At 46.9% G+C, this 23,622-nt stretch carries 21 protein-coding genes; 8 read left to right on the top strand and 13 right to left on the bottom strand.

Annotated features, from left to right (window positions below; all coding sequences use genetic code 11):
* Positions 1 to 58 precede the first annotated feature (58 nt).
* From GC130_RS11185 to GC130_RS11165, 5 genes are all read right to left on the bottom strand, one after another.
* On the bottom strand, positions 59 to 1,372 hold the full coding sequence (locus tag GC130_RS11185; protein ID WP_226940437.1) for a putative oxidoreductase C-terminal domain-containing protein: 1,314 nt from the start codon (positions 1,370 to 1,372) through the stop codon (positions 59 to 61).
* Between the two features lie 76 nt (positions 1,373 to 1,448).
* Entirely contained in the window at positions 1,449 to 2,825 is a 1,377-nt protein-coding gene (locus GC130_RS11180; RefSeq protein WP_151998387.1) for a Gfo/Idh/MocA family protein, read from the bottom strand.
* 36 nt (positions 2,826 to 2,861) lie between these two features.
* Positions 2,862 to 3,830: a PmoA family protein gene (locus GC130_RS11175; RefSeq protein ID WP_151998386.1), complete on the bottom strand. Its 969-nt coding sequence runs from the start codon at positions 3,828 to 3,830 to the stop codon at positions 2,862 to 2,864.
* 102 nt (positions 3,831 to 3,932) lie between these two features.
* Entirely contained in the window at positions 3,933 to 4,487 is a 555-nt protein-coding gene (locus GC130_RS11170; RefSeq protein WP_151998385.1) for a cob(I)yrinic acid a,c-diamide adenosyltransferase, read from the bottom strand.
* Between the two features lie 6 nt (positions 4,488 to 4,493).
* On the bottom strand, positions 4,494 to 5,210 hold the full coding sequence (locus tag GC130_RS11165; RefSeq protein WP_151998384.1) for an ABC transporter ATP-binding protein: 717 nt from the start codon (positions 5,208 to 5,210) through the stop codon (positions 4,494 to 4,496).
* A gap of 302 nt (positions 5,211 to 5,512) precedes the next feature.
* Here GC130_RS11165 and GC130_RS11160 point away from each other — a divergent pair, with 302 nt between their 5' ends.
* From GC130_RS11160 to GC130_RS11150, 3 genes are all read left to right on the top strand, one after another.
* Positions 5,513 to 6,898 (top strand): M20/M25/M40 family metallo-hydrolase, encoded by a 1,386-nt coding sequence (locus GC130_RS11160; protein ID WP_151998383.1) that lies wholly within the window; start codon positions 5,513 to 5,515, stop codon positions 6,896 to 6,898.
* Positions 6,898 to 7,659: a subclass B1 metallo-beta-lactamase gene (gene bla / locus GC130_RS11155; protein ID WP_151998382.1), complete on the top strand. Its 762-nt coding sequence runs from the start codon at positions 6,898 to 6,900 to the stop codon at positions 7,657 to 7,659. The genes GC130_RS11160 and bla overlap by 1 nt, the downstream gene beginning before the upstream one ends.
* A gap of 151 nt (positions 7,660 to 7,810) precedes the next feature.
* Entirely contained in the window at positions 7,811 to 8,578 is a 768-nt protein-coding gene (locus GC130_RS11150; RefSeq protein WP_151998381.1) for a MerR family transcriptional regulator, read from the top strand.
* A 35-nt stretch (positions 8,579 to 8,613) separates the two neighbouring features.
* On the opposite strand, the gene GC130_RS11145 is transcribed toward GC130_RS11150, so the two are convergent.
* The gene (locus tag GC130_RS11145; protein WP_151998380.1) at positions 8,614 to 9,180 is read right to left on the bottom strand and encodes a Uma2 family endonuclease; all 567 of its coding nucleotides are present in this window, start codon (positions 9,178 to 9,180) and stop codon (positions 8,614 to 8,616) included.
* Positions 9,181 to 9,270: 90 nt separating this feature from the next.
* On the opposite strand from GC130_RS11145, the gene speB reads away from it, so the two are divergent.
* The 5 genes from speB (at position 9,271) to GC130_RS11120 (ending at position 14,634) form a co-directional block, all read left to right on the top strand.
* Entirely contained in the window at positions 9,271 to 10,050 is a 780-nt protein-coding gene (speB, locus tag GC130_RS11140; protein ID WP_151998379.1) for an agmatinase, read from the top strand.
* Positions 10,051 to 10,134: 84 nt separating this feature from the next.
* Positions 10,135 to 10,473, top strand: a complete 339-nt coding sequence (locus tag GC130_RS11135) for a YciI family protein (RefSeq protein WP_151998378.1) — start codon at positions 10,135 to 10,137, stop codon at positions 10,471 to 10,473.
* On the top strand, positions 10,473 to 11,738 hold the full coding sequence (locus GC130_RS11130) for an RNA polymerase sigma factor (RefSeq protein ID WP_151998377.1): 1,266 nt from the start codon (positions 10,473 to 10,475) through the stop codon (positions 11,736 to 11,738). The genes GC130_RS11135 and GC130_RS11130 overlap by 1 nt, the downstream gene beginning before the upstream one ends.
* Positions 11,739 to 11,912: 174 nt before the next feature.
* On the top strand, positions 11,913 to 13,301 hold the full coding sequence (locus tag GC130_RS11125; protein WP_151998376.1) for a sigma-54 dependent transcriptional regulator: 1,389 nt from the start codon (positions 11,913 to 11,915) through the stop codon (positions 13,299 to 13,301).
* A 52-nt stretch (positions 13,302 to 13,353) separates the two neighbouring features.
* Positions 13,354 to 14,634, top strand: coding sequence for a PAS domain-containing sensor histidine kinase (locus GC130_RS11120; RefSeq protein WP_193217833.1), 1,281 nt, complete (start codon positions 13,354 to 13,356; stop codon positions 14,632 to 14,634).
* A gap of 25 nt (positions 14,635 to 14,659) precedes the next feature.
* Here the strand turns inward: GC130_RS11120 and GC130_RS11115 are convergent, their stop codons facing one another.
* The 7 genes from GC130_RS11115 to tsaD all read right to left on the bottom strand — a co-directional run bounded on the left by GC130_RS11115 (position 14,660) and on the right by tsaD (position 23,618).
* Entirely contained in the window at positions 14,660 to 17,155 is a 2,496-nt protein-coding gene (locus GC130_RS11115; protein ID WP_151998374.1) for a serine/threonine-protein kinase, read from the bottom strand.
* A gap of 16 nt (positions 17,156 to 17,171) precedes the next feature.
* Positions 17,172 to 17,747 carry an ECF-type sigma factor gene (locus GC130_RS11110; protein ID WP_151998373.1) on the bottom strand — a complete coding sequence of 192 codons (576 nt, stop codon included), beginning with the start codon at positions 17,745 to 17,747 and terminating at the stop codon, positions 17,172 to 17,174.
* Positions 17,748 to 17,919: 172 nt separating this feature from the next.
* Complete coding sequence (locus GC130_RS11105; RefSeq protein WP_151998372.1) at positions 17,920 to 20,538, bottom strand: right-handed parallel beta-helix repeat-containing protein; 2,619 nt, start codon at positions 20,536 to 20,538, stop codon at positions 17,920 to 17,922.
* A 253-nt stretch (positions 20,539 to 20,791) separates the two neighbouring features.
* Positions 20,792 to 21,310, bottom strand: a complete 519-nt coding sequence (locus tag GC130_RS11100; protein ID WP_151998371.1) for an HNH endonuclease — start codon at positions 21,308 to 21,310, stop codon at positions 20,792 to 20,794.
* A gap of 7 nt (positions 21,311 to 21,317) precedes the next feature.
* Complete coding sequence (locus GC130_RS11095; RefSeq protein WP_151998370.1) at positions 21,318 to 22,094, bottom strand: NlpC/P60 family protein; 777 nt, start codon at positions 22,092 to 22,094, stop codon at positions 21,318 to 21,320.
* Between the two features lie 5 nt (positions 22,095 to 22,099).
* Positions 22,100 to 22,567, bottom strand: coding sequence for an SsrA-binding protein SmpB (smpB, locus tag GC130_RS11090; protein WP_151998369.1), 468 nt, complete (start codon positions 22,565 to 22,567; stop codon positions 22,100 to 22,102).
* Positions 22,568 to 22,613: 46 nt separating this feature from the next.
* Entirely contained in the window at positions 22,614 to 23,618 is a 1,005-nt protein-coding gene (tsaD, locus tag GC130_RS11085; protein ID WP_151998368.1) for a tRNA (adenosine(37)-N6)-threonylcarbamoyltransferase complex transferase subunit TsaD, read from the bottom strand.
* Between the last annotated feature and the right edge of the window lie 4 nt (positions 23,619 to 23,622).

Below are 23,622 nucleotides of genomic sequence, written 5' to 3'. Positions count from 1 at the left end.
CCACCAGCTATCGCTGTGGGCGCCACAGCCGGGCCCGTAATTCAAAAATGCTACAACATCACTTAGTCGTGGCCATTTCCAGAGCTTTGATATTCGTGAAGTACTTCACCTTCATGAATGCCTTTTCCCACTCCGGCATGGATCCGGCCTGGTAGTACTCCAAGAACTTCTCGGTTACCTGACCAAAGTGTGCTTCATGGCCATTGTGGTAAGAATCAGGAATGTCTACAATGTACTCGCCTCCCTCCTGCTTGGTCAGCCCAATCCCGGGATACTTCGCCTGCAGCGTTTCGTTGATCGCCTTGGCCAGTGCCTCTTCCTGCCCATCTAGCAGTTTCACGTACAGCGTGGCCCGGTAGTTTTCTTCCGCTCCCTGACGGATCATCAGGTTGGCTTTGGTGCCCCGCATCATGCTGTAGTGTGTATCGGCTGCTCCCTCTGGTGCCTGGTAGTTCCAAATCACGCTTACTTTAGCATGTTTGCCACGAAGGGTGTAGTTCATCTCACCATTACTCATCACTTCTAACTTGCCATCTTTGATGTATTCATTCAAAAAGGCAGGAAACTCGTTAGCGCCCGTCACGCCTTTAAAGTCGTCGAGGGTTAGCACAGTAGGCCAAAGCTTCGCTGACATCATATTGACATCGGTGGTGTCGAGCCTTTGCTCAGGGAAGGTTTCCCACTGCACCAGGTCTACCAGGTGAGTGGTTACGTCCACAATGCCAGTTCCTTCTACTCTCACATCAAAAAACCAGTCGGGCCGCACTAAAGGCTTGCCAGATACATATTTGAAAAAGTGGTGCACACTCTCTTTGGTGATCGCCGGATTATCAGGTGTGCCGTCTTCCAGTTCCCCAAATACATCAGGCAGCATGGACAGCTGACGCTGCAAAATAGTGGTGATCTCAAATCTCTCGGTCATGATATCATACAGCAGCAGGTCTTTTTCTTCCGCCACCTGAAAAGCTTTGAGTAACTTGGCATAACCAGCCTTGTCCACTACCAGCGGCTTGTCGGCATATACGTTGATATCGTTTTCAATGGCTTTCAGTACATAGTCCACTTTGTGGTCGTTCTTCCCGGCCACCATCATCACGTTGCCCTGCTTCTGATCGACCATTTTTTGCAAGAAATCAGGACCTTTGGTCACCTCCAACTGCCAGCCAGTCGGGTTTTCCGCCCGGGTATTGTATCCGTTGATGCGGGCAAGATAATCCGTCAGCTCTGGGCCGTTCGGTGCAAACACATAAATGGTGGAGTCCACCACCGGATACATTGACTTGTGGATAAGACCGGCATGAAAATGCCCCGGCTCCAGCGTCATGATCCTGATTTTACCGTTGTCGGTAGATTCTTCCGTGCTCTCTTTCATCGTTCCTGATTGGCACCCTGCAAGAAAAAGGGCTGCGAGAGCCCCTAAAAATAGTTGATTGAGTTTCATTTATACTTTATCCTTTCATTTTAACATTATCGGTTCCGTAGGGCGCTCTTTGCGGCCTGCTTAAGTAAGTATTGGCCTCGTCGTCGTTGACAAAGCGCTCTGTTTTGGAATCCCACTCCAGCCTTCTGCCAATTTTCATGGCTATGTGACTTGTCAGACACACGGAACAGGCCTTATGCCCCATTTCTACGGGAGATATGGGCTCCTTGCCAGACTTGATGCATTCCAACCAGTTGCCATGATGCTCCTCGCTTTCATACAAATGAATCTCACCCGGTTCAATCACGGATTGCAGAATCTTAGGGTCAGAAGCATCTAATGCCTTAGCGCTATTCTCAGCAGCAACCGGATCCGAAGCAGAAGCCACATAGTCACCCCTCGACACCCAAATCCAGCCATCCGTTCCCTCGTAGCGGATGCCATTCGGGTAGCCACCTGATGTAAATACGTTGATGCCATTGTCGTACTCCTGCTTCACCATGAAGTCGCCATGCACATTCCAAAGCCCAGATCTTGGAAACTCGGCCACGGCCTCAATGAACCTTGGTCCTATGTATTCTGTATCCATACCCCAGGCAGCCGAATCGTAGTGATGCTGCCCCCAGCCAGTGATCATGCCTGCACCGTACTGTTCACAACGCAACCAGCCCGGCCGGTCGTAGCCTTCTACCGGATGCACACCGATTTCGGTGTAAGGAACCTCTGGTGTAGAGCCAAGCCATGCATCGTAGTTCAGTTGCTTTGGTACAGGCATTGCGGGGGCCTCGGGGCCAGCGGGGTCGCCTGGAAGACCTATTCTTACCGTATGTATTTTGCCAATCCTACCATTGCGCACTAGCTCGGCCGCCACCTTGAACTGTTTCATGGAGCGCTGCTGGGTACCCATCTGAAAAGTGACGTTCGATTTCTTCACCAGGTCAGCCAGCTGACGCCCCTCGTGGACTGTGAGCGAAGTCGGCTTTTGGAGATAAACATGCTTGCCAGCCAATACGGCTTCCATGGCGGGCTGCGAATGCCAGTGGTCGGGCGTGCTGATGATGACTGCATCAATGTCTTTGTTGAGAAGCATCTCCTTGTAGTCGCCGTACTGCTTCACATCGACGTAAGGCTTGCCCATTTTTTCGGTGTAGAACTTTTCAACGTGCTCCTTCCCTTCCTTCATGCGCTTGCTGTCCAGATCGGAGACCGCTACGAAACGGGCCACATCGTGCTGCCAGGTACCAGGCATGTCGTGTCCTCGGGCAATGCGGCCACACCCAATCTGGCCAATATTGATTTTGTTGCTCGGCGCATCTTTTCCAAAAACGGAAGAGGGCACTATGGTGGGGAAACCCAGCACACTGGTAGCAATGGCTGTGTTTCGGACAAATTCTCTTCTTTTCATAGGTATATAAGTAGTCTAAGGGTAAGTAGTTAATTATTATTTGGTGAATGCTTTCCAGTAAGCTTCCGCTTCTTCGGCTGTAAGCGTTCCGTCAAACACCACCATTCTATATTTCAAAGTGTATTTCTTTCCAGGCTCAATTTCCCAGGGCTCATACCTGATGGGGCAAAATTCTATATAGACATTTTCTTTCCCTCCGTTAGCATCCACTGGCCACACCCGCATTGGTTCAGGGTGAGCCCTGTTTTCCGGGTAGCTAAGAAATAGTATACCGCTTTTTCCTTCCTTTGCTCCAGAAACGCCATGTACCATTACCCACTTCCCCCCTGTTCCATCGGCGTTGGTTCTATTGTACCCTTCTGACGTAAGAATCGTACTGTTACCCTGATTCCAGGCCGCTGTGGCACGATAGCCGATACCTCCGCCATAGCGGTAGGCCTCCAACATAATAGGCGTTGACAGTGGTGTGGAAATGGTCGTTGTGTAGTCGACCAGGTACCTTCCTTTATCTGCGCTTTGCACCCGGATGCCTAAGTCCTCCTCAATAGCCACCTGTGGGCCATTCGGTGCCAGCAGGTCAGTATGGTGCTGTCGAACGACTACTTCAGCAATATTCCCTTTAGATGTCTGTGAGATTATATGGTCAAAATCGACCCTGCCTTTTCCATCTCCCAAATTCCAAAAGTCCACTTCCCTGCCTTCTACCTTGGTCTTCGTCCATGGGCCCCAAATGCCCAGGTGATGGTAATGGTCGGGTGGTTGAATACGGGTAAGTACCTCGCCAGAAGGTGACTTGAGCGGATGGATAAAGCCAGATTTGCGAAACTCCTTCTTCACTCCTTCCGGCACGGTGAGCATGGAAGTTTGGTAAGTAAGCACCTCCTTTCCGCCTAACAGAAAATCAATACCTGTGGTCGTCTCTTTTATGCTTACTTTCTGTGCCTGAGTGGATACAAAAAGGCTAAATAAAGCAGTATGCAACAGAAGGGTCTTCTTTAGCGTCATCTAAAATTTAGTATCGGGGTTGAGACCGATGAAGATACTAAATTTTTCACCAGGTTTGTCCCGGTACAAACTTTTTCCTTCAGGAGGGGTGCAAAACAAAGCCTATTTTGGACTTCTGGGCTTCCACGGAGTTTCCTCCACGCCTAGCTCCTGCGCCATCATGCGGCATAGCACAAAAAGATAGTCAGACAGGCGGTTAAGAAACTGGACAATACTTTCTTCCACGGCCTCTTGTTCTTGCAATCCAATAACCAATCGTTCAGCCCTGCGGCAAACACAGCGAGCGATGTGACCATGCGAAACCGAAGGATGGCCGCCTGGCAGAATGAAGTTTTTCATCGGAGGCAGCAAGGCATCCATTTCATCCATGGCGGCCTCCAGCCTGCTTGTCAATGTTTCATCAACCTGCGGAATGGGGAATTTGGTGCTTCCAGGCTCCATAGCCAAGTGAGAGCCAATGGTAAAAAGCTGCTCCTGTATTTCTATAAAAAATGGTATTCTGGCTTTGTTTACCTCTTGATCCCTCAGTAATCCGATATAGGAATTGAGTTCGTCGACAGTGCCATAGGTTTCTATGCGAAGATGTGCCTTCGATACCCTGGTGCCACCAAGAAGAGAGGTGGTTCCCTTGTCGCCTGTTTTAGTGTAAATTTTCATTCGATATCAGACCGGCTCTGATACATGGCGGCTGATGTTCTCGTTTTGGGTATCAGATTCAATCAAACCGTCCCTTAGCCTGATGACCCGGTGCGCATACGTTGCAATATCTTCTTCGTGTGTCACCATAATGATGGTGTTGCCTTTGTCGTGCAGCTCCTGAAAAAGCTCCATGATGCTGTAAGAGGTCTTCGTGTCGAGGTTACCAGTCGGCTCATCCGCCAGGATAATCGAAGGATTATTAACGAGCGCTCTCGCAATGGCGACTCTCTGGCGCTGTCCACCCGATAACTCATTGGGCTTATGACGAGCCCTTTCAGCAAGTCCAACACCAGCGAGGGCTGCCATGGCTTGCTCTTCCCTGTCTTCCCGGTTCATCCCAGCATAAATAAGCGGAAGTGCAACGTTCTCAAGAGACGACTGCCTTGGCAGCAGGTTGAAAGTCTGGAAAACGAACCCGATCTCCTTGTTCCTGATTTCCGCCAGCTCATTTTCGGTAAGATCGCTAACGTCATGGTTATTGAGGATGTACTGGCCGCCAGATGGCGTATCAAGACATCCCACTATGTTCATCAGGGTAGATTTTCCAGAACCTGAAGGCCCCATGAAGGCCACATACTCGCCCCTATTGATATCTATTGTGATCGACTTGAGTGCATGAATAGTTTCGCTACCCATCACATATTTTTTGGAAACGTCTCTGGTTTGAATGACTGCACTCATGAACAAAAGGGTTTTAAGAAATTTTAATATACAATAATACCTCGAACGATTGGGAAATCCACAACGAATCTTTTAGTTAATACTTTTTAATTCACCAATGTTTATACTCTTTTCCCACCTTAACGACAAAGACTACTCTATTTGTTTACTTTCATGCCAATGAATTACAGTATTGGTCTGTATTTTTTTCAAACCCACCATTATCTTGCAATCTCTTGTCAGGTTGCGATGGAAACGTCGGCCGCAGCAATACCCTCACTTATTGTGACTCATCCGAAAACATTGAAAACGAAATACTGAATATGAAACACATTGCTCTCGTACTTTTCTCCTGTCTGCTAATTAGCAGTTTGCAGGGCCAAAAAGTAAAAACTGACGACCAGGATGTTGAAATGCTTCGCAAAATCTACGACGAAGCACTTGCCAGAGGCGAGTCTTATCAAATGCTGGACTTTCTTACCGGCCAAATCGGGGCAAGGCTGGCTGGCTCACCCGGAGCCGCCGCCGCAGTAGACTGGAGCAAAGAAACGATGGAAGCTTTTGAGTTTGACAACGTATTTCTTCAGGAAGTAATGGTGCCTCATTGGGTAAGAGGTCAAAAGGAAATTGGCAAGATTGTCAACTCTAAAATGGGTTCAGTTGACGTAAACGTTGTGGCGCTGGGTAACTCAGTGGGCTCAGGGCCTAATGGTGTCGCTGGAAAAATAGTAGAAGTGCAAAACTTTGAGGAGTTGGCCGCTCTCGGCGAAGCTGGTGTGAAAGGCAAAATCGTCTTTTTCAACCGCCGCATGGATCCTACTTTGATCGAAACGTTTGAAGCTTATGGCGGCGCAGGCAACCAAAGGGGAGCCGGGCCATCAGAAGCGGCTAAATATGGAGCAATAGGTGCGGTTGTTCGCTCGCTCACCAACGCACTGGACGACAACCCGCACACTGGCAGCACAAACTACACACTCAACCTTTACAAGCTGCCAGCGGTTGCCATCAGCACCAACGATGCCGACAAGCTGAGCAGGATGCTGAAAGACGACCCTGAGCTGGAGTTCTACTTTGAGACGCATTCCCAGATGCTACCCGACAAGCTATCACACAATGTAGTGGGCGAACTTAAGGGCAGCAGCAAAGCCGACGAATACATTGTTGTTGGTGGCCACCTCGACTCATGGGATCTGGCGCAGGGGGCCCACGACGATGGCACAGGCTGTGTGCAGTCTATTGAGGTGCTTCGGATTCTGAAGGCCATTGGCTACAAGCCAAAAAGAACCTTAAGAGCAGTTATGTTCATGAACGAAGAAAATGGCCTTAGGGGAGGACGGAAATACGCCGAATTGGCTGCCGAAAATAAAGAGAAACACATTGCTGCCATGGAATCGGATCGTGGTGGCTTCAAACCGCTTGGGTTTACTTTTACTGCTGAAGACAAGCAGGTAGAGCGCATCAAAGGCTGGGCGCCATTGTTTGTGCCTTATCAGATTTACAAGTTTGACACCGGAGGTGGTGGGGCCGACATCAGCCCACTGGCAACGCAAGGTGTGCCCATGATTGGCTTCTACCCGGATCCACAGCGGTACTTCGACTACCACCATACGGCGATTGACACGTTTGATAAGGTGAGCCGGAGAGAACTGGAGTTGGGCGCTGCTACTATGGCGGCTTTAACCTATTTGATTGATAAGTACGGGCTTTAATGATTACTGTTTTGAGATTTATGATGACAGATTGGTTGGCCGCCGGGATCAGGAAACTTCTTCCTTTCATTGCAATATTGTTTTGTATCGGAACTGCCCATGCTCAGTTCCGGATTGAGGTTAAAAAACACAGCAACTCGATATACATTTATGAGTCATACGGCGCCTACCAGGGCGGAAAAGTGGGTGCCAATGCTGTCATCTTCGTGGGCAAAGACAGCGTGGTAGTCATTGACACGCCCTGGGGCAATGATCAAACCATTCAGCTCCTTGACTGGATTGACAGTGAGATCAAAAAACCGGTGGCCAGCTTTGTGATCACGCACTTCCACGATGACCGGATAGGTGGTATTGATATCCTAAAACAAAGAGGTATTCCAGCCGTGAGTTCGGAGCTAACGGCCAAACTGGCCGCGGAAAATGGCATTGCTAAGCCTGACGTCCTTTTTAAAAGCGACACGACCATCACCCTTGCGGGAGACAAAATAGAGGTTTTCTACCCAGGTGCAGGACACACATCGGACAATGTGGTGGTGTACTTCCCTTCAGAAAAAATCCTTTATGGAGGTTGCTTTATCAAAGACGCCAAAACCAAGTCTCTTGGTAACCTTGGCGATGCCGATGTAGCCGCCTGGCCTGCAAGTCTTGAAAAGATGAAGCAACGGTTTCCTAAACCAAAGATGGTCATTCCCGGACATGGCACACTAGAACCCGGAGCGATCGAGAATACGGCGAAGCTGTTGAAGGACTACAAACCATAGCCCTTAAGAACTCGCAATAATTTGGGGGAAATGGCGGTGCCGTTTCCCTTTTTTCATTTCTATACTTCCCTCCAAGCTAAAAAAGTTGAAAAAAACCTTGACTCTGACGTTACGTCATAGCTTTTCTTTGCATCATCATTAATGAAAATGTATGGCAGGCTATACAGTAAAAAAGCTGGCTAAACTGGCTGGTGTAAGTGTGCGCACACTTCATCACTACGATCAGATTGGTCTTTTGACTCCCAAAGAACGAGGGTTTGATTCAGGATACAGGTACTATGGCAGGCAGGAAATGCTACGCTTGCAACAGATCCTGTTCTACCGTGAGTTGGGCTTTGCTCTTAAAGAGATTAAAAAGATCATGGACGAAAAGGATTTTGACTTGCTGGAATCACTGGAGTTCCAGAAGTCGGAAATTCATAAACAGATTGCCAGAAACAAGGTGTTGTTAAACACTTTGGATAAAACGATTGATGAACTTAAAAACAAAAAGACAATGATAACTGATAAGGAAATGTACGAGGGTTTCACCGAAGAGCAGGTGAAAACCTATCGTCAGGAAGTAGTGGACAGATGGGGTAAGGAGGCCCTGGATCATTCTGAAAATGTGATCCGAAAAAAGACAAAAGACGAATGGGCTGATACAAAAAAGCAGTCGGACGACTTTTGCCGCCAAATGGTAGCCTTAATGAACCAGCCAGTCACCCATCGGGAGGTGCAACGGCTGATCGCTAAGCATCATGCATGGGTAGGGCAGTTTTTCGAAGTAACAGAAGAAAAGTACCGAGGCCTGGCCGACATGTACGTGGCGGACGAGCGATTCAAGGTCAACTATGACAAGTTTGCCGTTGGGTTGGCTGAATACATAAAAAAGGCGATGTACCAGTTTTGTGAGAATGGAATGAAGCTACAAGATTAGCGTAATAACCAGGCCGCAGTAGCCGCTGCGGCCTGCTATTTTTTATCAAATTCTTTAGCTCTGATTTGCTCTATCGTTACTGAAAACCCCTTAAGTACCGATGAATCAACCGTTCCTTTTTGCGAGGCAAATGCAAGCAACTCGTACTTCTTCCCATTCAACGAGAAAATCTCTATCACCTCATTGGCAGGATCAACTACCCAAAACTCTTTTACCCCAAACTTCTCATAAAGTGCTTTTTTTCTCTCCTGATCGTGATGAAAGGTGGAGGGTGATAGAATTTCGACAAGAAGGTCGGGCGAGCCACTGATATTTCTTTCTGTCAAAATACCCTCATTGGCATGGCTGATAAAAATCAAATCGGGCTGCACGACGTTGTGCTCATCAAATCTCACATCAGCTGGCGCATCAAATACATGCCCCAATTTGTTACCATATACATAGTCCATGATAAGCTTTTGCAGATTCCGTGAAAAGGCCTGATGCTTTAAAGAGGGCGCTGGTGACATATCAAAAAGTTCTCCATCGATGATTTCATATCGCTTGTCATCATCCAACTGGAGATATTTAGAATAAGTGAATTTTTCAGCTACTGCTATCATTTGTTTTCGGTAGTTTGTAAATATACTAACTAATTTTAACCTAAAAAACGGCAGATTGGCCGCAAAGTAGCCAGATCAGCCACCATGCAAATGAACCCTATCAACCTACTAGGCATCCCCTTCGACGCCAACTCATCCTTCATGCGAGGCCCGGCACAAGCCCCTCCCCTCATTCGAAAAGCGCTGCATTCAGATGCCACCAACTACTTCAATGAAGCTGGTCAAAATGTGGAGGACTTGTTGAACGATGCCGGAGACATCTCGCCGATGGTTCCGTATGATGCATTGCAAACAGAGATCTCCAAAATCTATACGCCTTCCGATAAATGGATCTTCGTGGGTGGTGATCACTCCATAACCTATCCCCTTTTGCAAGTAGTAGCTCCTCACTTTCCGAAGCTTTCTATCCTGCACCTCGATGCTCACCCCGACTTGTACGACGAACTGGATGGCAATCGATTTTCTCACGCCTGTCCATTTGCAAGAATCATGGAGAATGGCTCGGCACAAAGCCTTACACAGGTGGGCATTCGCACACTCAACAAGCACCAAAAAGAGCAAGCGGAAAAATTCAATGTCAACATTATTCCAATGAATAAATGGACGGAGGACATGACCATTGATATTGATGGGCCTGTGTACCTAAGCCTGGATATCGACGTGCTTGACCCGGCCTTTGCTCCCGGCATTTCTCATTACGAACCGGGCGGTGCCACTACCAGGCAGGTGATTGATTTCATTCAGCGCCACAAGCACCTGCATATCGTAGCCGCCGACATTGTAGAATACAATCCGGTCAGGGATGTGAACGACATGACTGCATTTGTAGCTGCCAAATTCCTAAAGGAGCTGGTCGGCGTAATGTCCTAGTCTCAAAAAGAAAATTCGTGAGATAGTTGTCCAAAAAAGCATGACCACCTTGTCTACAGGAGAAAAACACTTAAATTTTACCTTATGAAAAAGTTTTTGATCCTGATTAGGGAAGACCTTGCAGCAATGAACGAAATGACTCCAGCACAGATGGAAGCTGATATTTCTGAATATGTTAAATGGAAAGAAGGTCTCGAGAAAGAGAACCGTCATGTGATGAGCGACCCTTTAGAAGGCTCTGGTGCGATGATCTACAAAAATAAAGTAGAAACAGATGGTCCATTCATTGAATCGAAGGAAGCCATCAGCGGCTTCTTTGTGTTCCTGGCAACTGACATGGAAGAAGCCATAAGCATCGCCAAAACCTGCCCCATTTTCAAATATGATGGACTTGTGGAGCTTAGGCCCATCATGGACTTTTGATGAAGCAGGAACAGGCTCCTTACCATTTTGAAACACAAAAGCTGGTCAACCATCTTTACCAACAATGGTACGGTAAGATGGTGACCTCCCTGGCCCGGTACTTCGGCCTTCAGCAGCTCGAGCTTGCTGAAGACATCGTGCAGGAAGCCTTCGAGTCTGCCATCAGACATTGGGAACAAAACGGCATTCCGGATCAGCCAGTGAACTGGCTTTTTAAAGTGTGTAAAAACAAGGCGATCAACGCTCTGCGAAAAAAACGGTTCGAGCCGCTGCCGGCGGAATCCTTTCTTAATACACGGGAAGATATCAAGCTTGAGATGCTTTTCCTCGACAACGAAATTGAAGACAGTCAGCTGCGGATGATTGTGGCTTGCTGTCACCCTTCCTTTTCTATCAAGAACCAGCTCATTTTTGTGCTGAGGCATGTAGCCGGGCTGACAGTAAGACAAATTGCCCGTGGCCTGCTTATGACTGAAGAAGCAGTGGCCAAATCCATTGTACGCTCAAAACAATTGATCCATGAAAAGAATCTCTTCTTTCCCGATCCGGACCATTTAAAGGTGAAAGAAAAACTGGATGAGGTGCATTTAATCATCTATCTGCTTTTCAATGAAGGCTACTCCTCAACCGATAACGATTTTATTATCAGAGAGGAGTTGTGCTTTGAAGCCATCCGGCTGATCAAACTGGTGACAGACAATGAAAAGCTGAAAACAGCAGACTCGTTGGCTTTGTTCTCTTTGTTCCTTCTCCATGCCGCCAGGTTTCCAGCCAGAGAGGATATTGAGAAAAAGCTGATCGATTTAGAAAGTCAGGATCGGGGACTTTGGGACGCAGAGATGATCAGCCTTGGGCAGCACTATTTCCGTTTGTCGATTGCAGAAAAAAACTACAGCAAATACCAGGTGGAGGCTGCGATAGCTTACGAACATGCTCAAGCTCCGTCCTTTGAGGAAACAGATTGGTCAAGCATTTGCGAACTATACGAATACCTGTTGCGCAGCGATCCTGGTGCAACTATTCAACTGAATTGGCTGATCGCCACCTTCTATAGCCAGGGCTCATTTGTTGCCTACGAAAAGCTCCAGGAACTGGATGCCAAAGGCTCCCTGGTGCAAAACCAATACTACTTCTCACTGCTGGGCAAAATCTACATGGCAATGGACGATACTAATTTGGCAGCCAGCTGCTTTCGCCAGGCCATTGAGCTTACAACTAGCTTGCCCGAGAAAAGATACATCGAAAGGCTTCTCGCTACCCTTTGATTGGTTGGCGTGCATCAGCGACCTCAACCGTCCGCCAGCGAACAAAAATTTTCTACTCACACGCTTTTATAGTTTTATTAAGAACTGACATTCAAGCACTTGCCATTACACTTACTTCTATTGGTAAAAGGTATTATTATTGTTTAAAATGGAGTGGGCAAAAGCTATGTATAAATGAGAAAGAGTAACCAGGCAGGGAGAATTCTTATTGTTGACGACAACCCGGACGTGCTGAGCGCCGCCAAAATATTTCTGAAGCGACATTTCCTGGAGGTGGTGACAGAGAAAAACCCCGAGTCGCTTCCCAATATTTTGATGAATGAAACATTCGATGTCATTCTCCTGGACATGAATTTCACGAAAGATGTTAGCTCGGGACACGAAGGCTTTTTCTGGCTCGACAAAATCCTAGAAATGGATCCATCGGCAGTTGTGATACTGATTACCGCCTATGGCGATGTGGAAGTAGCGGTAAAAGCCATCAAGGAAGGAGCCACCGACTTTGTGCTAAAGCCATGGGAAAACGAGAAGTTGCTGGCCACAGTTTCTTCCTGCATGAGGCTGCGTGAGTCGAGGCTGGAGACCAACAAACTCAAAGACAGACAAAAACAGATTAACGAGGACCTGGATACTAAGTACCAGGAGATTATTGGCAGAAGCGATGCCATTATGAAAGTGTTCGACACCATTGAGATGGTGGCGGGAACAGACGCCAATGTGCTGATACTTGGTGAAAATGGCACAGGCAAGGAGCTGGTGGCACGGGCTATCCACCGCCATTCGAAACGAACTTCTGAAGTGTTTCTCAGCGTCGACTTGGGGGCGGTGAGCGAAACACTATTCGAAAGCGAGCTATTTGGACATACAAAAGGTTCGTTTACCGATGCGAAAGAAGACCGTGCAGGACGCTTCGAAACAGCTTCTGGTGGCACTTTGTTTCTCGATGAAATTGGCAACCTGTCGACACCACTCCAGGCCAAGCTACTCTCAGTGCTACAGTCGAGGCAGGTTACCAGGGTTGGCTCCAACAAACCCAGGCCTATTGACATCCGCCTCATTTGCGCCACCAACATGTACTTGTACGACATGGTGAAAAAGAGCGAATTCCGTCAGGACTTACTCTACCGGATCAACACCATTGAAATCAACATCCCGCCATTGAGAGATCGCCTTGACGATATTCCTTTGCTTGCAGAACATTACCTCGGGCAGTTTACGAAAAAGTACAACAAGCCCATCCGGTCACTAAGTCCTTCGGTAATAAAAAGAATGCAGAAGTACACATGGCCCGGAAACGTAAGGGAGCTGGAGCATGCGGTGGAGCGGGCCGTTATCATGAGCCGCAGCATGGTGCTCGAAGCCGACGATTTCTTTCTGAACCAGGGAGGTAAAGAAACTGATGAAACTGCAGTAAATCTGGACGCCTACAACATCGAAGAGATGGAGCGAATTCTGATCCGCAAAGCACTCAAACGCCACAATGGCAATATTACCCAGGCTGCTCAGGAGCTGGGGCTGACCCGCTCTTCGCTTTACCGACGAATGGAGAAGTATGATTTTTAGCAGCTTCCGATTTCAAATATTTCTTCGGGTAGCTTTTATCGGGCTATTGACAATGGCTTTCATTTGGCTAATCGAAAGCAACAAATACGTGAGTGCCACTATTATCTTCAGTGTGGGAATTTTCTCTCTTTTCAGCCTGTTTCACTACGTCGAAAACACCAACCGTAAGCTGACCCGTTTCATTGAAGCCATTAAATACGACGACTTCATTATTGGCTTTGACGCTGACAATAAGGTTGGAAAGTCATTTAGGCAGCTCAATCATTCTATGAAAGAAGTACTCGATGCTTTCAGGCATACGAGAAAAGAAAATGAGGAAAACCTTCAATTTCTGGACACCCTGGTAAAGAACGTGCAGGTGGGTATTTTAAGTTACGACGATACCGGCGAAGTGGGGCTCATTAATCACATGGCAAAAAAACTGCTGTCACTTGATAACCTGGCGGAGCTAAATGAGCTTTCGGGCACAGACCCGGAGCTTTACATCCTGTTAAAATCAATTCCCACAGGGGGCAATACCCTCTACCGAAAAAATGAACTCGTTCACCTGGCCATTCACACTTCCCGATTGAGAATAAGAGGACGAGAGCTCACACTCGTTTCTCTGCAAAATATTCGCTCGGAGCTGCAGCAAAATGAACTGGAGGCCTGGCAAAACCTGACCAAGGTACTCAGGCATGAGATCATGAATTCGGTGACGCCAATTTCTTCTTTGGTGTCGACGCTAAAAGACATGTTTGAAGAGGAAACCCATGCCGACAACGAGGAGCAAATGTCGAAGGAAACAATCAGCGACATTAACGAGGCTCTTCAGGCAATAGAGAACAGGAGTCACGCCCTGAAAAAGTTTGTCCATGCCTACCGGGACTTCACCCAGATTCCAAAACCGGCACTGAAGCCCGTGAAACTAGCGACACTGCTGGCCAGGATCGAAAATCTGTATTTGGCAGAAACAAAGGCAAGCCAAGTGACCCTTGCCACAGAACTTGAGGACGATGAAATGACCATCATTGCGGACGACGAACTGCTGGAAATGGTACTCATCAACCTTGTGAAAAATGCTATTGAGGTATTAATAGACCAACCAGATGCAAAGGTCACGGTGAGAGGATATATGAGCGATCAGCTACGCCCCATTATAGAAGTGGAAGACAATGGGCCTGGCATTATTCCGGAAGCCATCGACAATATTTTCATTCCGTTTTACACCACTAAGCCAACGGGGTCTGGCATAGGCCTCAGCCTGTCGAGGCAAATCATTCACATGCACGGAGGCACACTGGGCGTGGAATCGGAGGTTGGAAAAAAGACAGTTTTCAAAATTGAATTATGACGAAGGAAGGTGAAACACCTGGCTGCTACTGCTTAGACTGGATAGCAGCCCATTCATCTTTCAACTTCTGATGGTACGGGTGATCTTCCCCTAATACTTCCTTACTTAGTTCAATGGCCTTTGCATAATTGAGTTCGGCCTTTTCCATGTCGTTCAACTCGCCATACAAGTCCCCAAAGTTCGAATAAACATCGATTACTTTTCTGCTCTTCTCCCCCAGCTTGTCGAGATAAATGTTGAATGCCTTCTGGTAACTTCGCTCAGCCTCATCAAACTTCTGCATTGCCTGCCAAGTCATTCCCATGCTCACATAGTCACCTGCTACATAAGGATGCTCGTCGCCAAAATTATTGACATCCGCCGCAAGCACCTTTTCATAGTAGCTCAGCGCATTCCCAAAGTCCCGCTGTCCAAATTTTGAATTTCCGAGATTGTACAACACGCTTACTGTGTAATTGTGAAAGGGGCCAAATTTTGCCAGGTAGGCTTCGTAAGCCAGAAGCTGCAAAGAGTCTGACTTAGCATAGTCTTTCAGCTTGTAGTAGGCAGAGCCCAAATTCGCATAGGAACTAAGCGTACTTGGATGATCAGGCCCATAAATTCGAAAGTTCTCATCCAGCAAGTCCCGGAGTATCTGCACCTGTTTTTCAAAATTATGAAGTCGGCTATATACTAATGAGAGGTTGTTTAAAGCAATAAGCTTCAGGGTAACATCTTCACCCTCAAATTTCTCTCCCAGCTTCACCGCAGACAAACTCACTTCAAGTGCCTCTTCATATTTTGACTGCTCCCTAAGGTTGCTGCTGAGATAGTTGTAGGCAAACCCTAATTGAATTTCCTTTTTTGGGCTTCCCATTCCTTCGCTATGTCCCGATGCAATGGCATCTTCAATGAGAGCAATTGCCTTTCGCACTTCACCCTCCCCTTGCTCATATTTGCCTTTCAGGTACAGAACATACCCATGGTCTTTGTAAGACATTGCCAATGCCAATGGATTGACCTCTTTTTCCCGTTCAAGATGGCTGATCGCCAACTGAATGGTTGAATCAGCCTTATCGTACTCCGACATGTCCCGGTAGTAGCCAGAAATCTCATTGTATAGCCTGCCAATTTCAAGCGCACTTCCATTGTGTTCCCGATAATATTGGAGGGCATCGAAGAAAAAAGATCCCGACTCCTTCCACAAGCCCAGCCTTTTGTATAAACTACCCAGCTGCACCTGTGCCGAGGCTTTGATCTCAGGATCACTGATATTATTGATTTCCTTCTCGCTATTTCGGAGCAAGGCAGCGGCCGTCACCTCTTCTCCCTGCACCACCCCTGGGTCATTTGCCTCGAATATTTTAGTCAGAAACTCGTTGGAAGCTATCACCTTTTGCTGCTCCCTTTCCAGTGCTCGCTTCTGAATTTGAGTAATGATAGCAGCGCCCATTGATACCACCACAATGACTGCTACAAGTGCCGAGGCAAGTGTGTTGCGCCTTAAAAACAGGCGGGAGGAATAACCCCAGCTCGCCTCTCTGGCGGACACCGGGAAATGGTGAAGATAATTCTGAAGATCAGCGACTAAATCCGTCACTGTCTGATACCTCTGCCCTGCATCAACAGCCATGCACTTTGTAATAATTGCATTCAGGTCTGTCTTAATGGCCGGGTTAAGGGTCATTGGGGCCTGAAACTGCCCACTACGTATCATAGCTATTACCTTGTCTCTCTCGTTACCGTCAAACGGCATCCGTCCTGTGAGCAACTCATACAAAAGCACGCCCAACTGATAAATATCGGACTGAACGGACAACGCCCTGTGCGAAAGTTGCTCGGGAGAAGCGTATTTCAAGGTTCCTCCAAAAGAAGTATCTTCCTCCAATTGGTCATCAAAGAGCTTGCTTATGCCAAAGTCGAGCAGTTTGACCTGTCCGTCATCGGTAATGAGAACATTAGAAGGTTTAATATCTCTATGCAGGATGAAGTTGTTGTGGGCATGAATTACCGCACGACAGACCGGAATCATAATGCGGTTAAGCGTCTCGGAAATGCTTAACCGATGCTGTTTACAGTATTGATTAATAGGCAAGCCATCCACATACTCCATGACCAGATAAGGAGTCTGATCACCGGTAAGCCCTCCGTCAAAAATCCTTGCTATGTTGGGGTGATTTAGCGAAGCCAGTAGTTGCCGTTCCGCTTTAAAGTATTGTTCGTATTTGTCAGTGTTGAGCAGTGGCGAAAGCACCTTTATTGCCACTTGCTGATCAAACAGGTTGTCAGCTCTTTTAGCTTTGTAAACTACTGCCATACCACCCACGCCAGCCTCTTCCACCACCTGGTACTTGCCAATGGCATAACCCACTGGCAACCTTATTTCCAGGCTGTCGGAAAGCTCTTTTGAAAGGTTATCTTGCAACACTTCAAAAAATGACTCAGCGTCACCCTGATGCCCCAGTAAACCAGGCAATGCCTCGGCTGTGAGGTTCATTTTTGTTAAAAAATCAATCCATTCCTCCTGGGAATATTGCTCCATAGCGTAGACTTAGAGATTAGGCTGCTGATGGTGAAAGCTGCATGTGAAGCCAGGTCTTGGCCATGCTCCACGACCGCTTGACTGTGGAAGGGCTAGTACCCAATATTTTTGCTGTTTCATCGATGGAAAGTCCAGCAAAAAAACGGCATTCGACAATTTTCCCATAGGTAGGCTCCCTTTTCTCAAGCACTTCCAAAGCTTCATGTATTTTCAAAATAGCCGTTCCTGTTTCTTCAGTAAAATTTAGGTGTTCTTCGAGGTCATCAATTTTCAAATGACTGGGCTGATTTCCTCGCTTGTCAGTTTGCTTTTTCAGGCAAGCGTTTACCAAAATTTGACGAATGGCTTTTGCAGCAAGATTGTAAAAGTGCTCTTTGCTTTGAAGCTTGCTCAGGTCAGCTTTCGAGAGTTTCAAATATGCTTCGTGTACAAGTGCAGTGGTGTTCAGTGTTTCTTGTTGCCGAAACTTGAACCTCAAATGGTGGGCATTTTTCCGAAGCTCATCGTAAACAACGGGAAAGAGTTCATCAAGCGCTTTTTGGTCACCTTTATTGATCCTGTCTATCAGTTTCACCAGCTCCGCTTCACCCATCGTTTGAAATAATAAATTTAGATGCCTATAAACTCTGTCAAAGTATAAAGCTATAAAGAATAAATAGAATATTCCGTATTTAATCTACGGGCGGAAGCATAAAAAACCCGATCCTTTTGGATCGGGCCTTTACAAGAAATTCAGCTGCCTGTGTTTATCGATTGGTTTTTACCTATTCCTGATTATTTCCACTCGCATTACCAGTGAAAGTGTTGCCAGCTGCCGCTCCGGAAAAGTCATTGGTTACACCTTTAGAATAGATGCCGTAGCCACTGCTGTTGGAAATGGTGGAGTTCGTTACCGTCACTTTTCCGTCTGAATTCACGGCAATATTGGCTGGGAAATCGGCCCCGTTAAAGTCATGTGGTGAGTTTCCCCCGTAAGCGATGTTGCAAAAATCAAACTCGTTGCTGGCATCCGTTGACGAAAAATAAAACCCCTTCCAGTGTAGCCCGCCATCGATATTTGACGAGGTGAAAGTGATCATGTTAGTGGAAGTTCCTTTTGCCGTAAATGCGCCATCCACCAGAATCTGCACGTCTTCGTCCATTTTGAAAGAAGCGCCTGCCTCCACAGTAACTTTTCCGTACACCCTGATATTTCCGGTAATTCTGTAAGAAGCGCCGGTGGTCAACGACTTCCAGGTGACCACTTTGTCCTGGGCCAGGTCGCTTCCAAACACTTCCACGTCAGCAAATGAGTTGTTGGTGAAGGTGCTTGCTCCATCCATGGCATCAAGTTCATCGGCTGGAATACCTACACCCCTTTTGTTGTCAGAAAAGCTGTTGGTTCCAAAACTACCTATCTGCCCGCCCGACTCATCGGCATAGATTCCATAGTCTTTATTGTTGGTAAACGTAGAGTTGGTCACCGATACCTTGCCGGTGATGTCCACGCCAATGGCAGCTGCAAAATCGGCTCCCGAGAAATCGATGGGAGAATTACCGGCGAACGAAAAATCGGTAAAATCAAAATTATTGAGGCTACTGGCAGAGCTGATGTAAATGCCCTTCCAGTAGAGCTCGCCTCCCGGGTTTGATGTCGTAAATACAATGCGGTCAGTGGCAGTACCCACGGCAGTTAGTGATCCAAATACCCTTACAAGGGCATTTTCATCAAAGTTCACAATAGCTCCGGCGGCAATAGTGAGCTTACCGTTTACATCCATGTCGCCCGACAATCTGTAGGCAGCACCTCCACTAAGTTTTTTCCATGTCGACGTTTTGGATTCCGAAAAATCCGACTCAAAAATTTCAACATCAGCATTGGCATTGTCTGTAAAAACAGAAGCACCGTCTATCATTTCAGCCTGGTCAGCTGGCAAGCCAACCGCCCTGTCATTCAAAGTGAGTGTGTTGTTTTCAAAAGCACCAATCTGGCCACCGGCATCGTCGGCATACACGCCATAGCCTTTGTTGTTTGAGAAAGTACTGTTCTTAAACGCCATTTTTGCGCCGAGCTCAATACCAACACCGGCGGAGAAGTCTTCTCCAGAGAAATTCATCTCTGAATTTCCAGCATATGAAAGCGTGACATGGTTCAATATGTTTCTGCCATCGGCTGAGTTCACATAAATACCTTTCCAGCGAAGTGCGGAGGCGGCATCGGAGGTTGTGAACTCAATCGGACTCTCTGCTGTGCCGGCAGCAATGAATGCGCCGTCTACTCTGATCATCACATCCTCATCCAAACCGAATTTAGCTCCCGGAGCAATAGTAAGCACCCCGTTCACATCGATATCTCCCGAAACAGTATAACGAGCGTCATCGCTCAATGCTTTCCAAGTTATTTCTGTCGCTTCGGCAATTGAAGAGGAAAAAATTTCAACATCAGCATTTGTTGAATTGGTAAACGTGGTGGTATTGTCAACACTTGCTGCCGTTTCAGCCCACACGGCCATGCCGTTTTCATTGTCAACAAAGAGGTTGTCCTTAAAGGTATTCAGTTTCCCTCCGTCGTCGTCGAGATAAACTGCATATCCTTTATTGCTGGCAAACAGGCTATTTTCAATCTTGATATTTCCGCCTCCATTTACACCTACACCAGCCTTATAGTCAGCTCCGTTAAAATCCATTGCTGTGTTGCCAGCGTATGAAACTTCGGCGTACTTAAGTATGTTTTGCGCACTGGCTGACTGTATATAAAGCCCCTTCCAAAACAGATCAGCCTCTTCGTTGGCTGTTGTAAAAATGATGGAGTCGGCTTCGGTACCTGCTGCCAGCAAAGTGCCACCCTGCTCAATCTTCATCATTTTATCTTCCTGGAAATGAATAACGACCCCTGGCTCTACGGTGAGAACAGCAAGCACCGACACATCTCCTGTTACCAAATAATCAATAAGTGCAGGGTCAAGATTGATGTTTTCAAGCGTCATGTCGCTGTCTATAAATCCGCTAAGCTCCACATAACCAGGTGCCAGAGCATTTATAGTCACCGTCTTGGTATCGCCTACGCCTTCATCAGCATTCGAAATTTTCAACTGGACTTCATAGTCCCCCTCCACGTCAGGGATCAAAGAAGCAATAATGGCATCGGCGTTGGTTATTTTGGTGGTGCTGCCACCAGGCTGCGACAGCAGCGTCCACTCGGCAGTGAAGCCAATCGCATCCGCATCTACGGAACCACTTGCATCTAGGGCAATTTCTTCATTCACAGCCGGGTTTTCCGGACTAAAATCAATATCCGCTTCCAGCTTGAACTTCGAGGGTGATGGTTCATCGTCCCCACAACTTATTGCAAACACTAACATCACCAAACAGGTGAGCATTCCGACTAACTGTTTTACTTTCATATTACATGGTCTTTTTATGTGATCAAATTCCCTTCACCCCCTACTACAGGAAAAGGAGTGAAATTGGGTCAGCTCACTTAAAAAAATCATGAATTTATTTTTCCGGTCACGTCGGTCGGCCTTAAAACACAGTTGCAGGCTCACCAAAAGCCTTTGTATTCTGCGGTACAGCCCTAAAAATGGAGATAACAAAAGAGCAGCCACAAAAGATAGCTGGATCGTCAGGAAGGCATAGAGAAGGAAATGGAGAGACTTATAGCGCCTCCGACTTGAGTTGCAAAAAAGGTCGCCACTCGTCGAACACGCTACCATTGGAAGTTTTCAAAAACATAATGTAAGATGGTTTGAAGGGCTCTTTTCTAAGTTTCATCCCAACTTCACCGGGCGCATAATCGCCTTTCTTGGCATTGCAATGTTTGCAGGCAGTAACAAGGTTTTTCCAGCTGGAGGTGCCCCCTTTCGAGCGGGGAACAAGATGATCAAGGGTAAGGTCTCTGTTGGTACCGCAGTACTGGCATTCGTGGTTGTCACGCCGGAAAACGTTTTGGCGAGACAGGATAACTCCTTTGTAGGGGACACTGATATACCTTGACACTTTGATGACCGATGGGGCCTGATAAGAAGTGTCCACAGTATGCAGAAAAACGTTGGGAACAGGCGAAATCATTTCAGCCTTATTCAAAAAGACAAGAAGAAATGCTCTCTCCACCGAACAAACAGTTAAGGGAGAATAGTCCTGATTAAGAACCAACACGTTCCTCTTTAAGCTCATGCCTCTTCTACATTTTGAGGATCCTCCTCACCGCCACTAGCTTCCCATCTCTCATTTCATTGACCAGACCCTTGTCATCAATATTAACAATCTTCACCGAATCAGTCACTATCACCGCCTGTTCTTCTCCTATGTTGATGCCAGCCTTTACTTCGTCCTTCTCATGCCAGACCAACAGATCCCCGGGTTTCGACGCCCCCACAGAATCAACCTGATCCCCGACCGACGCAAGTTGCTTCAGGTTTCTTGGTACCGGATAGCCCACCATGCGATACACCTGCTGCACAAGGCCAATATCGTCGATGCCATAGGGTGTTCTGGCGCCTGCCCGGTAGGGCGAGTACATGTACTTCTGAAGCGTCTCACGAAGAAAACCGTAGTCACGGCGCTGACCGAGACTCTTTGAGTTGCCATTGAAAGCCAACTGCTCTTCTATTTTGAACAACTCATTGGTGGATATCGGCAGCACACTGCCTATAAGAATATTAAGGTAGTGTTTCTTGAAAAAAATATTTGCGGTCAGATCAGTGCAAACCTTGTAGTCCGAATGATTGATCTGCTCAAAATACTCTTGTGTTATTCCATAAAAATGGATCTTCAAAATCCATCCTACCGTTCCGTCAAAATGGATTTTAATCTTTATCCACTTTCCGTCTTCATTTGTCTCCAAAACCTCATAATGCTCCCCAAAAAGAAGCTCGCTTAGTTGAAGCGAGTGAAAGGAAGGTTCGCACATAACCGGCACAAGGCATAATCTACAAATTCCCTTTTCGGTCTCAGTCATAAGGTTTACAGTCTAAGTCGGTCTAGCTCTCGCTTACTATCTCTTTCTTTGATACTATCTCGTTTGTCATGAATTTTCTTACCCTTGGCGAGGGCTATTTCCATTTTAGCTAGTCCTTTGTCAGTCATAAAAAGCCTCACCGGCACTATGGTAAGGCCCTTTTCTTCCATTTTTGATTGCCACTTCTCGATGTCCCTCTTTTTTATCAAGAGCTTTCGCTCTCTCACAGGATCATGGTTGAAATGGGTGGCTTCGGCATATGGGGTAATATTCATCGCCTTGATAAAAATCTCTCCCCTATTGAAGTAACAATAAGCTTCCTGCAAACTGGCCTTCCCTTCCCTGATGGATTTTATCTCTGTTCCCTTCAGCACAATACCCGCCACGAGCGTATCAATAAACTCAAACTCAAAACGGGCCTTCTTGTTTTTGATATTTACTGAGTTTGAAAATCGCTTATCGTCCTTTGCCATTCAATATTTAACTGAGCGTTTTTATAAAAACTAAAATAGCATAAAATTAAAATTTCATCCTAGGCATTGGGGCAACATCCATCGATGAAAAGTCCTTTTCAAGGTATTTGAAATGGGCTGTCATGGCAATCATTGCAGCATTGTCGGTACAATACTCAAACTTGGGAATATACACCTCCCAACCCAGCTCAGCACGTTGATTTTCAAGTGCTTGTCGAAGTCCTGAGTTAGCTGCCACACCTCCGGCAATGGCAATTTGGCTTATCCCTGTTTGCTTTGCGGCCTTCTTCAGCTTCTGCAAAAGCATGTGGATCAAAGTGTGCTGGACACTGGCGCAAATGTCGTTGATATTGTTTTCAACAAATGTCGGGTCGGTCTTTGTTTGGTCTCTCAGGAAGTAGAGGATGGCCGTTTTTATGCCGCTGAAGGAATAGTTCAAGCCTTGCATTTCTGAGAGCGGAAATTGAAAGGCCTCCGGATTGCCTTTTTGCGCCAACTTATCGATAAACGGGCCACCGGGATAGGGCAGCTCCAGCATTTTGGCCGCTTTGTCAAACGCCTCCCCTACTGCATCGTCCTGCGTTTCGCCTATCACCTGCATGCGCATCGGTGACTCCACCAGCACTATCTGTGTGTGCCCGCCGCTTACTGTAAGGCATAGAAACGGAAACGCCGGTTTTGGGTCTTCAATAAAATGCGCCAGGATATGTGCCTGCATATGGTTAACGGCTATCAGAGGCACCCCTAACCCCCAAGCCATTGCTTTAGCAAAGGAGCTACCCACAAGCAAAGCACCCAATAATCCAGGCCCTTGCGTGAACGCAACGGCATCAAGTTGGTGTTTATCAATACCTGCTTCTTTCAAAGCCTGATCTACTACAGGCACAATATGCTTCTGGTGTGCTCTGGAGGCCAGTTCTGGTACCACACCACCATATCGTTGGTGAACAGATTGCGTAGCAATAATATTATTAAGAATTTTACCGTTCCTGATCACAGCGGCAGAAGTCTCATCGCACGAAGATTCGATCGCTAAGATGGTCGGGGACATACAG

Source organism: Imperialibacter sp. EC-SDR9 (assembly GCF_902498805.1).
Lineage (GTDB): Bacteria > Bacteroidota > Bacteroidia > Cytophagales > Cyclobacteriaceae > Imperialibacter.
This window is presented reverse-complemented; position numbering and strand designations above follow the sequence as displayed.

Bases quoted from the DNA above. Each gene is read 5' to 3' on its own strand.
- GC130_RS11095 (WP_151998370.1), bottom strand. From the start codon at position 22,094: ATGACTGAGACCGAAAAGGGAATTTGTAGATTATGCCTTGTGCCGGTT.
- GC130_RS11105 (WP_151998372.1), bottom strand. From the start codon at position 20,538: ATGAAAGTAAAACAGTTAGTCGGAATGCTCACCTGTTTGGTGATGTTA.
- GC130_RS11175 (WP_151998386.1), bottom strand. From the start codon at position 3,830: ATGACGCTAAAGAAGACCCTTCTGTTGCATACTGCTTTATTTAGCCTT.
- GC130_RS11125 (WP_151998376.1), top strand. From the start codon at position 11,913: ATGAGAAAGAGTAACCAGGCAGGGAGAATTCTTATTGTTGACGACAAC.
- GC130_RS11110 (WP_151998373.1), bottom strand. From the start codon at position 17,747: ATGGGTGAAGCGGAGCTGGTGAAACTGATAGACAGGATCAATAAAGGT.
- GC130_RS11120 (WP_193217833.1), top strand. From the start codon at position 13,354: ATGGCTTTCATTTGGCTAATCGAAAGCAACAAATACGTGAGTGCCACT.
- bla (WP_151998382.1), top strand. From the start codon at position 6,898: ATGATTACTGTTTTGAGATTTATGATGACAGATTGGTTGGCCGCCGGG.
- speB (WP_151998379.1), top strand. From the start codon at position 9,271: ATGAACCCTATCAACCTACTAGGCATCCCCTTCGACGCCAACTCATCC.
- GC130_RS11100 (WP_151998371.1), bottom strand. From the start codon at position 21,310: ATGAGCTTAAAGAGGAACGTGTTGGTTCTTAATCAGGACTATTCTCCC.
- GC130_RS11115 (WP_151998374.1), bottom strand. From the start codon at position 17,155: ATGGAGCAATATTCCCAGGAGGAATGGATTGATTTTTTAACAAAAATG.
- tsaD (WP_151998368.1), bottom strand. From the start codon at position 23,618: ATGTCCCCGACCATCTTAGCGATCGAATCTTCGTGCGATGAGACTTCT.
- GC130_RS11180 (WP_151998387.1), bottom strand. From the start codon at position 2,825: ATGAAAAGAAGAGAATTTGTCCGAAACACAGCCATTGCTACCAGTGTG.
- GC130_RS11130 (WP_151998377.1), top strand. From the start codon at position 10,473: ATGAAGCAGGAACAGGCTCCTTACCATTTTGAAACACAAAAGCTGGTC.
- GC130_RS11145 (WP_151998380.1), bottom strand. From the start codon at position 9,180: ATGATAGCAGTAGCTGAAAAATTCACTTATTCTAAATATCTCCAGTTG.
- GC130_RS11135 (WP_151998378.1), top strand. From the start codon at position 10,135: ATGAAAAAGTTTTTGATCCTGATTAGGGAAGACCTTGCAGCAATGAAC.
- GC130_RS11185 (WP_226940437.1), bottom strand. From the start codon at position 1,372: ATGAAAGAGAGCACGGAAGAATCTACCGACAACGGTAAAATCAGGATC.
- GC130_RS11165 (WP_151998384.1), bottom strand. From the start codon at position 5,210: ATGAGTGCAGTCATTCAAACCAGAGACGTTTCCAAAAAATATGTGATG.
- GC130_RS11150 (WP_151998381.1), top strand. From the start codon at position 7,811: ATGGCAGGCTATACAGTAAAAAAGCTGGCTAAACTGGCTGGTGTAAGT.
- smpB (WP_151998369.1), bottom strand. From the start codon at position 22,567: ATGGCAAAGGACGATAAGCGATTTTCAAACTCAGTAAATATCAAAAAC.
- GC130_RS11170 (WP_151998385.1), bottom strand. From the start codon at position 4,487: ATGAAAATTTACACTAAAACAGGCGACAAGGGAACCACCTCTCTTCTT.
- GC130_RS11160 (WP_151998383.1), top strand. From the start codon at position 5,513: ATGAAACACATTGCTCTCGTACTTTTCTCCTGTCTGCTAATTAGCAGT.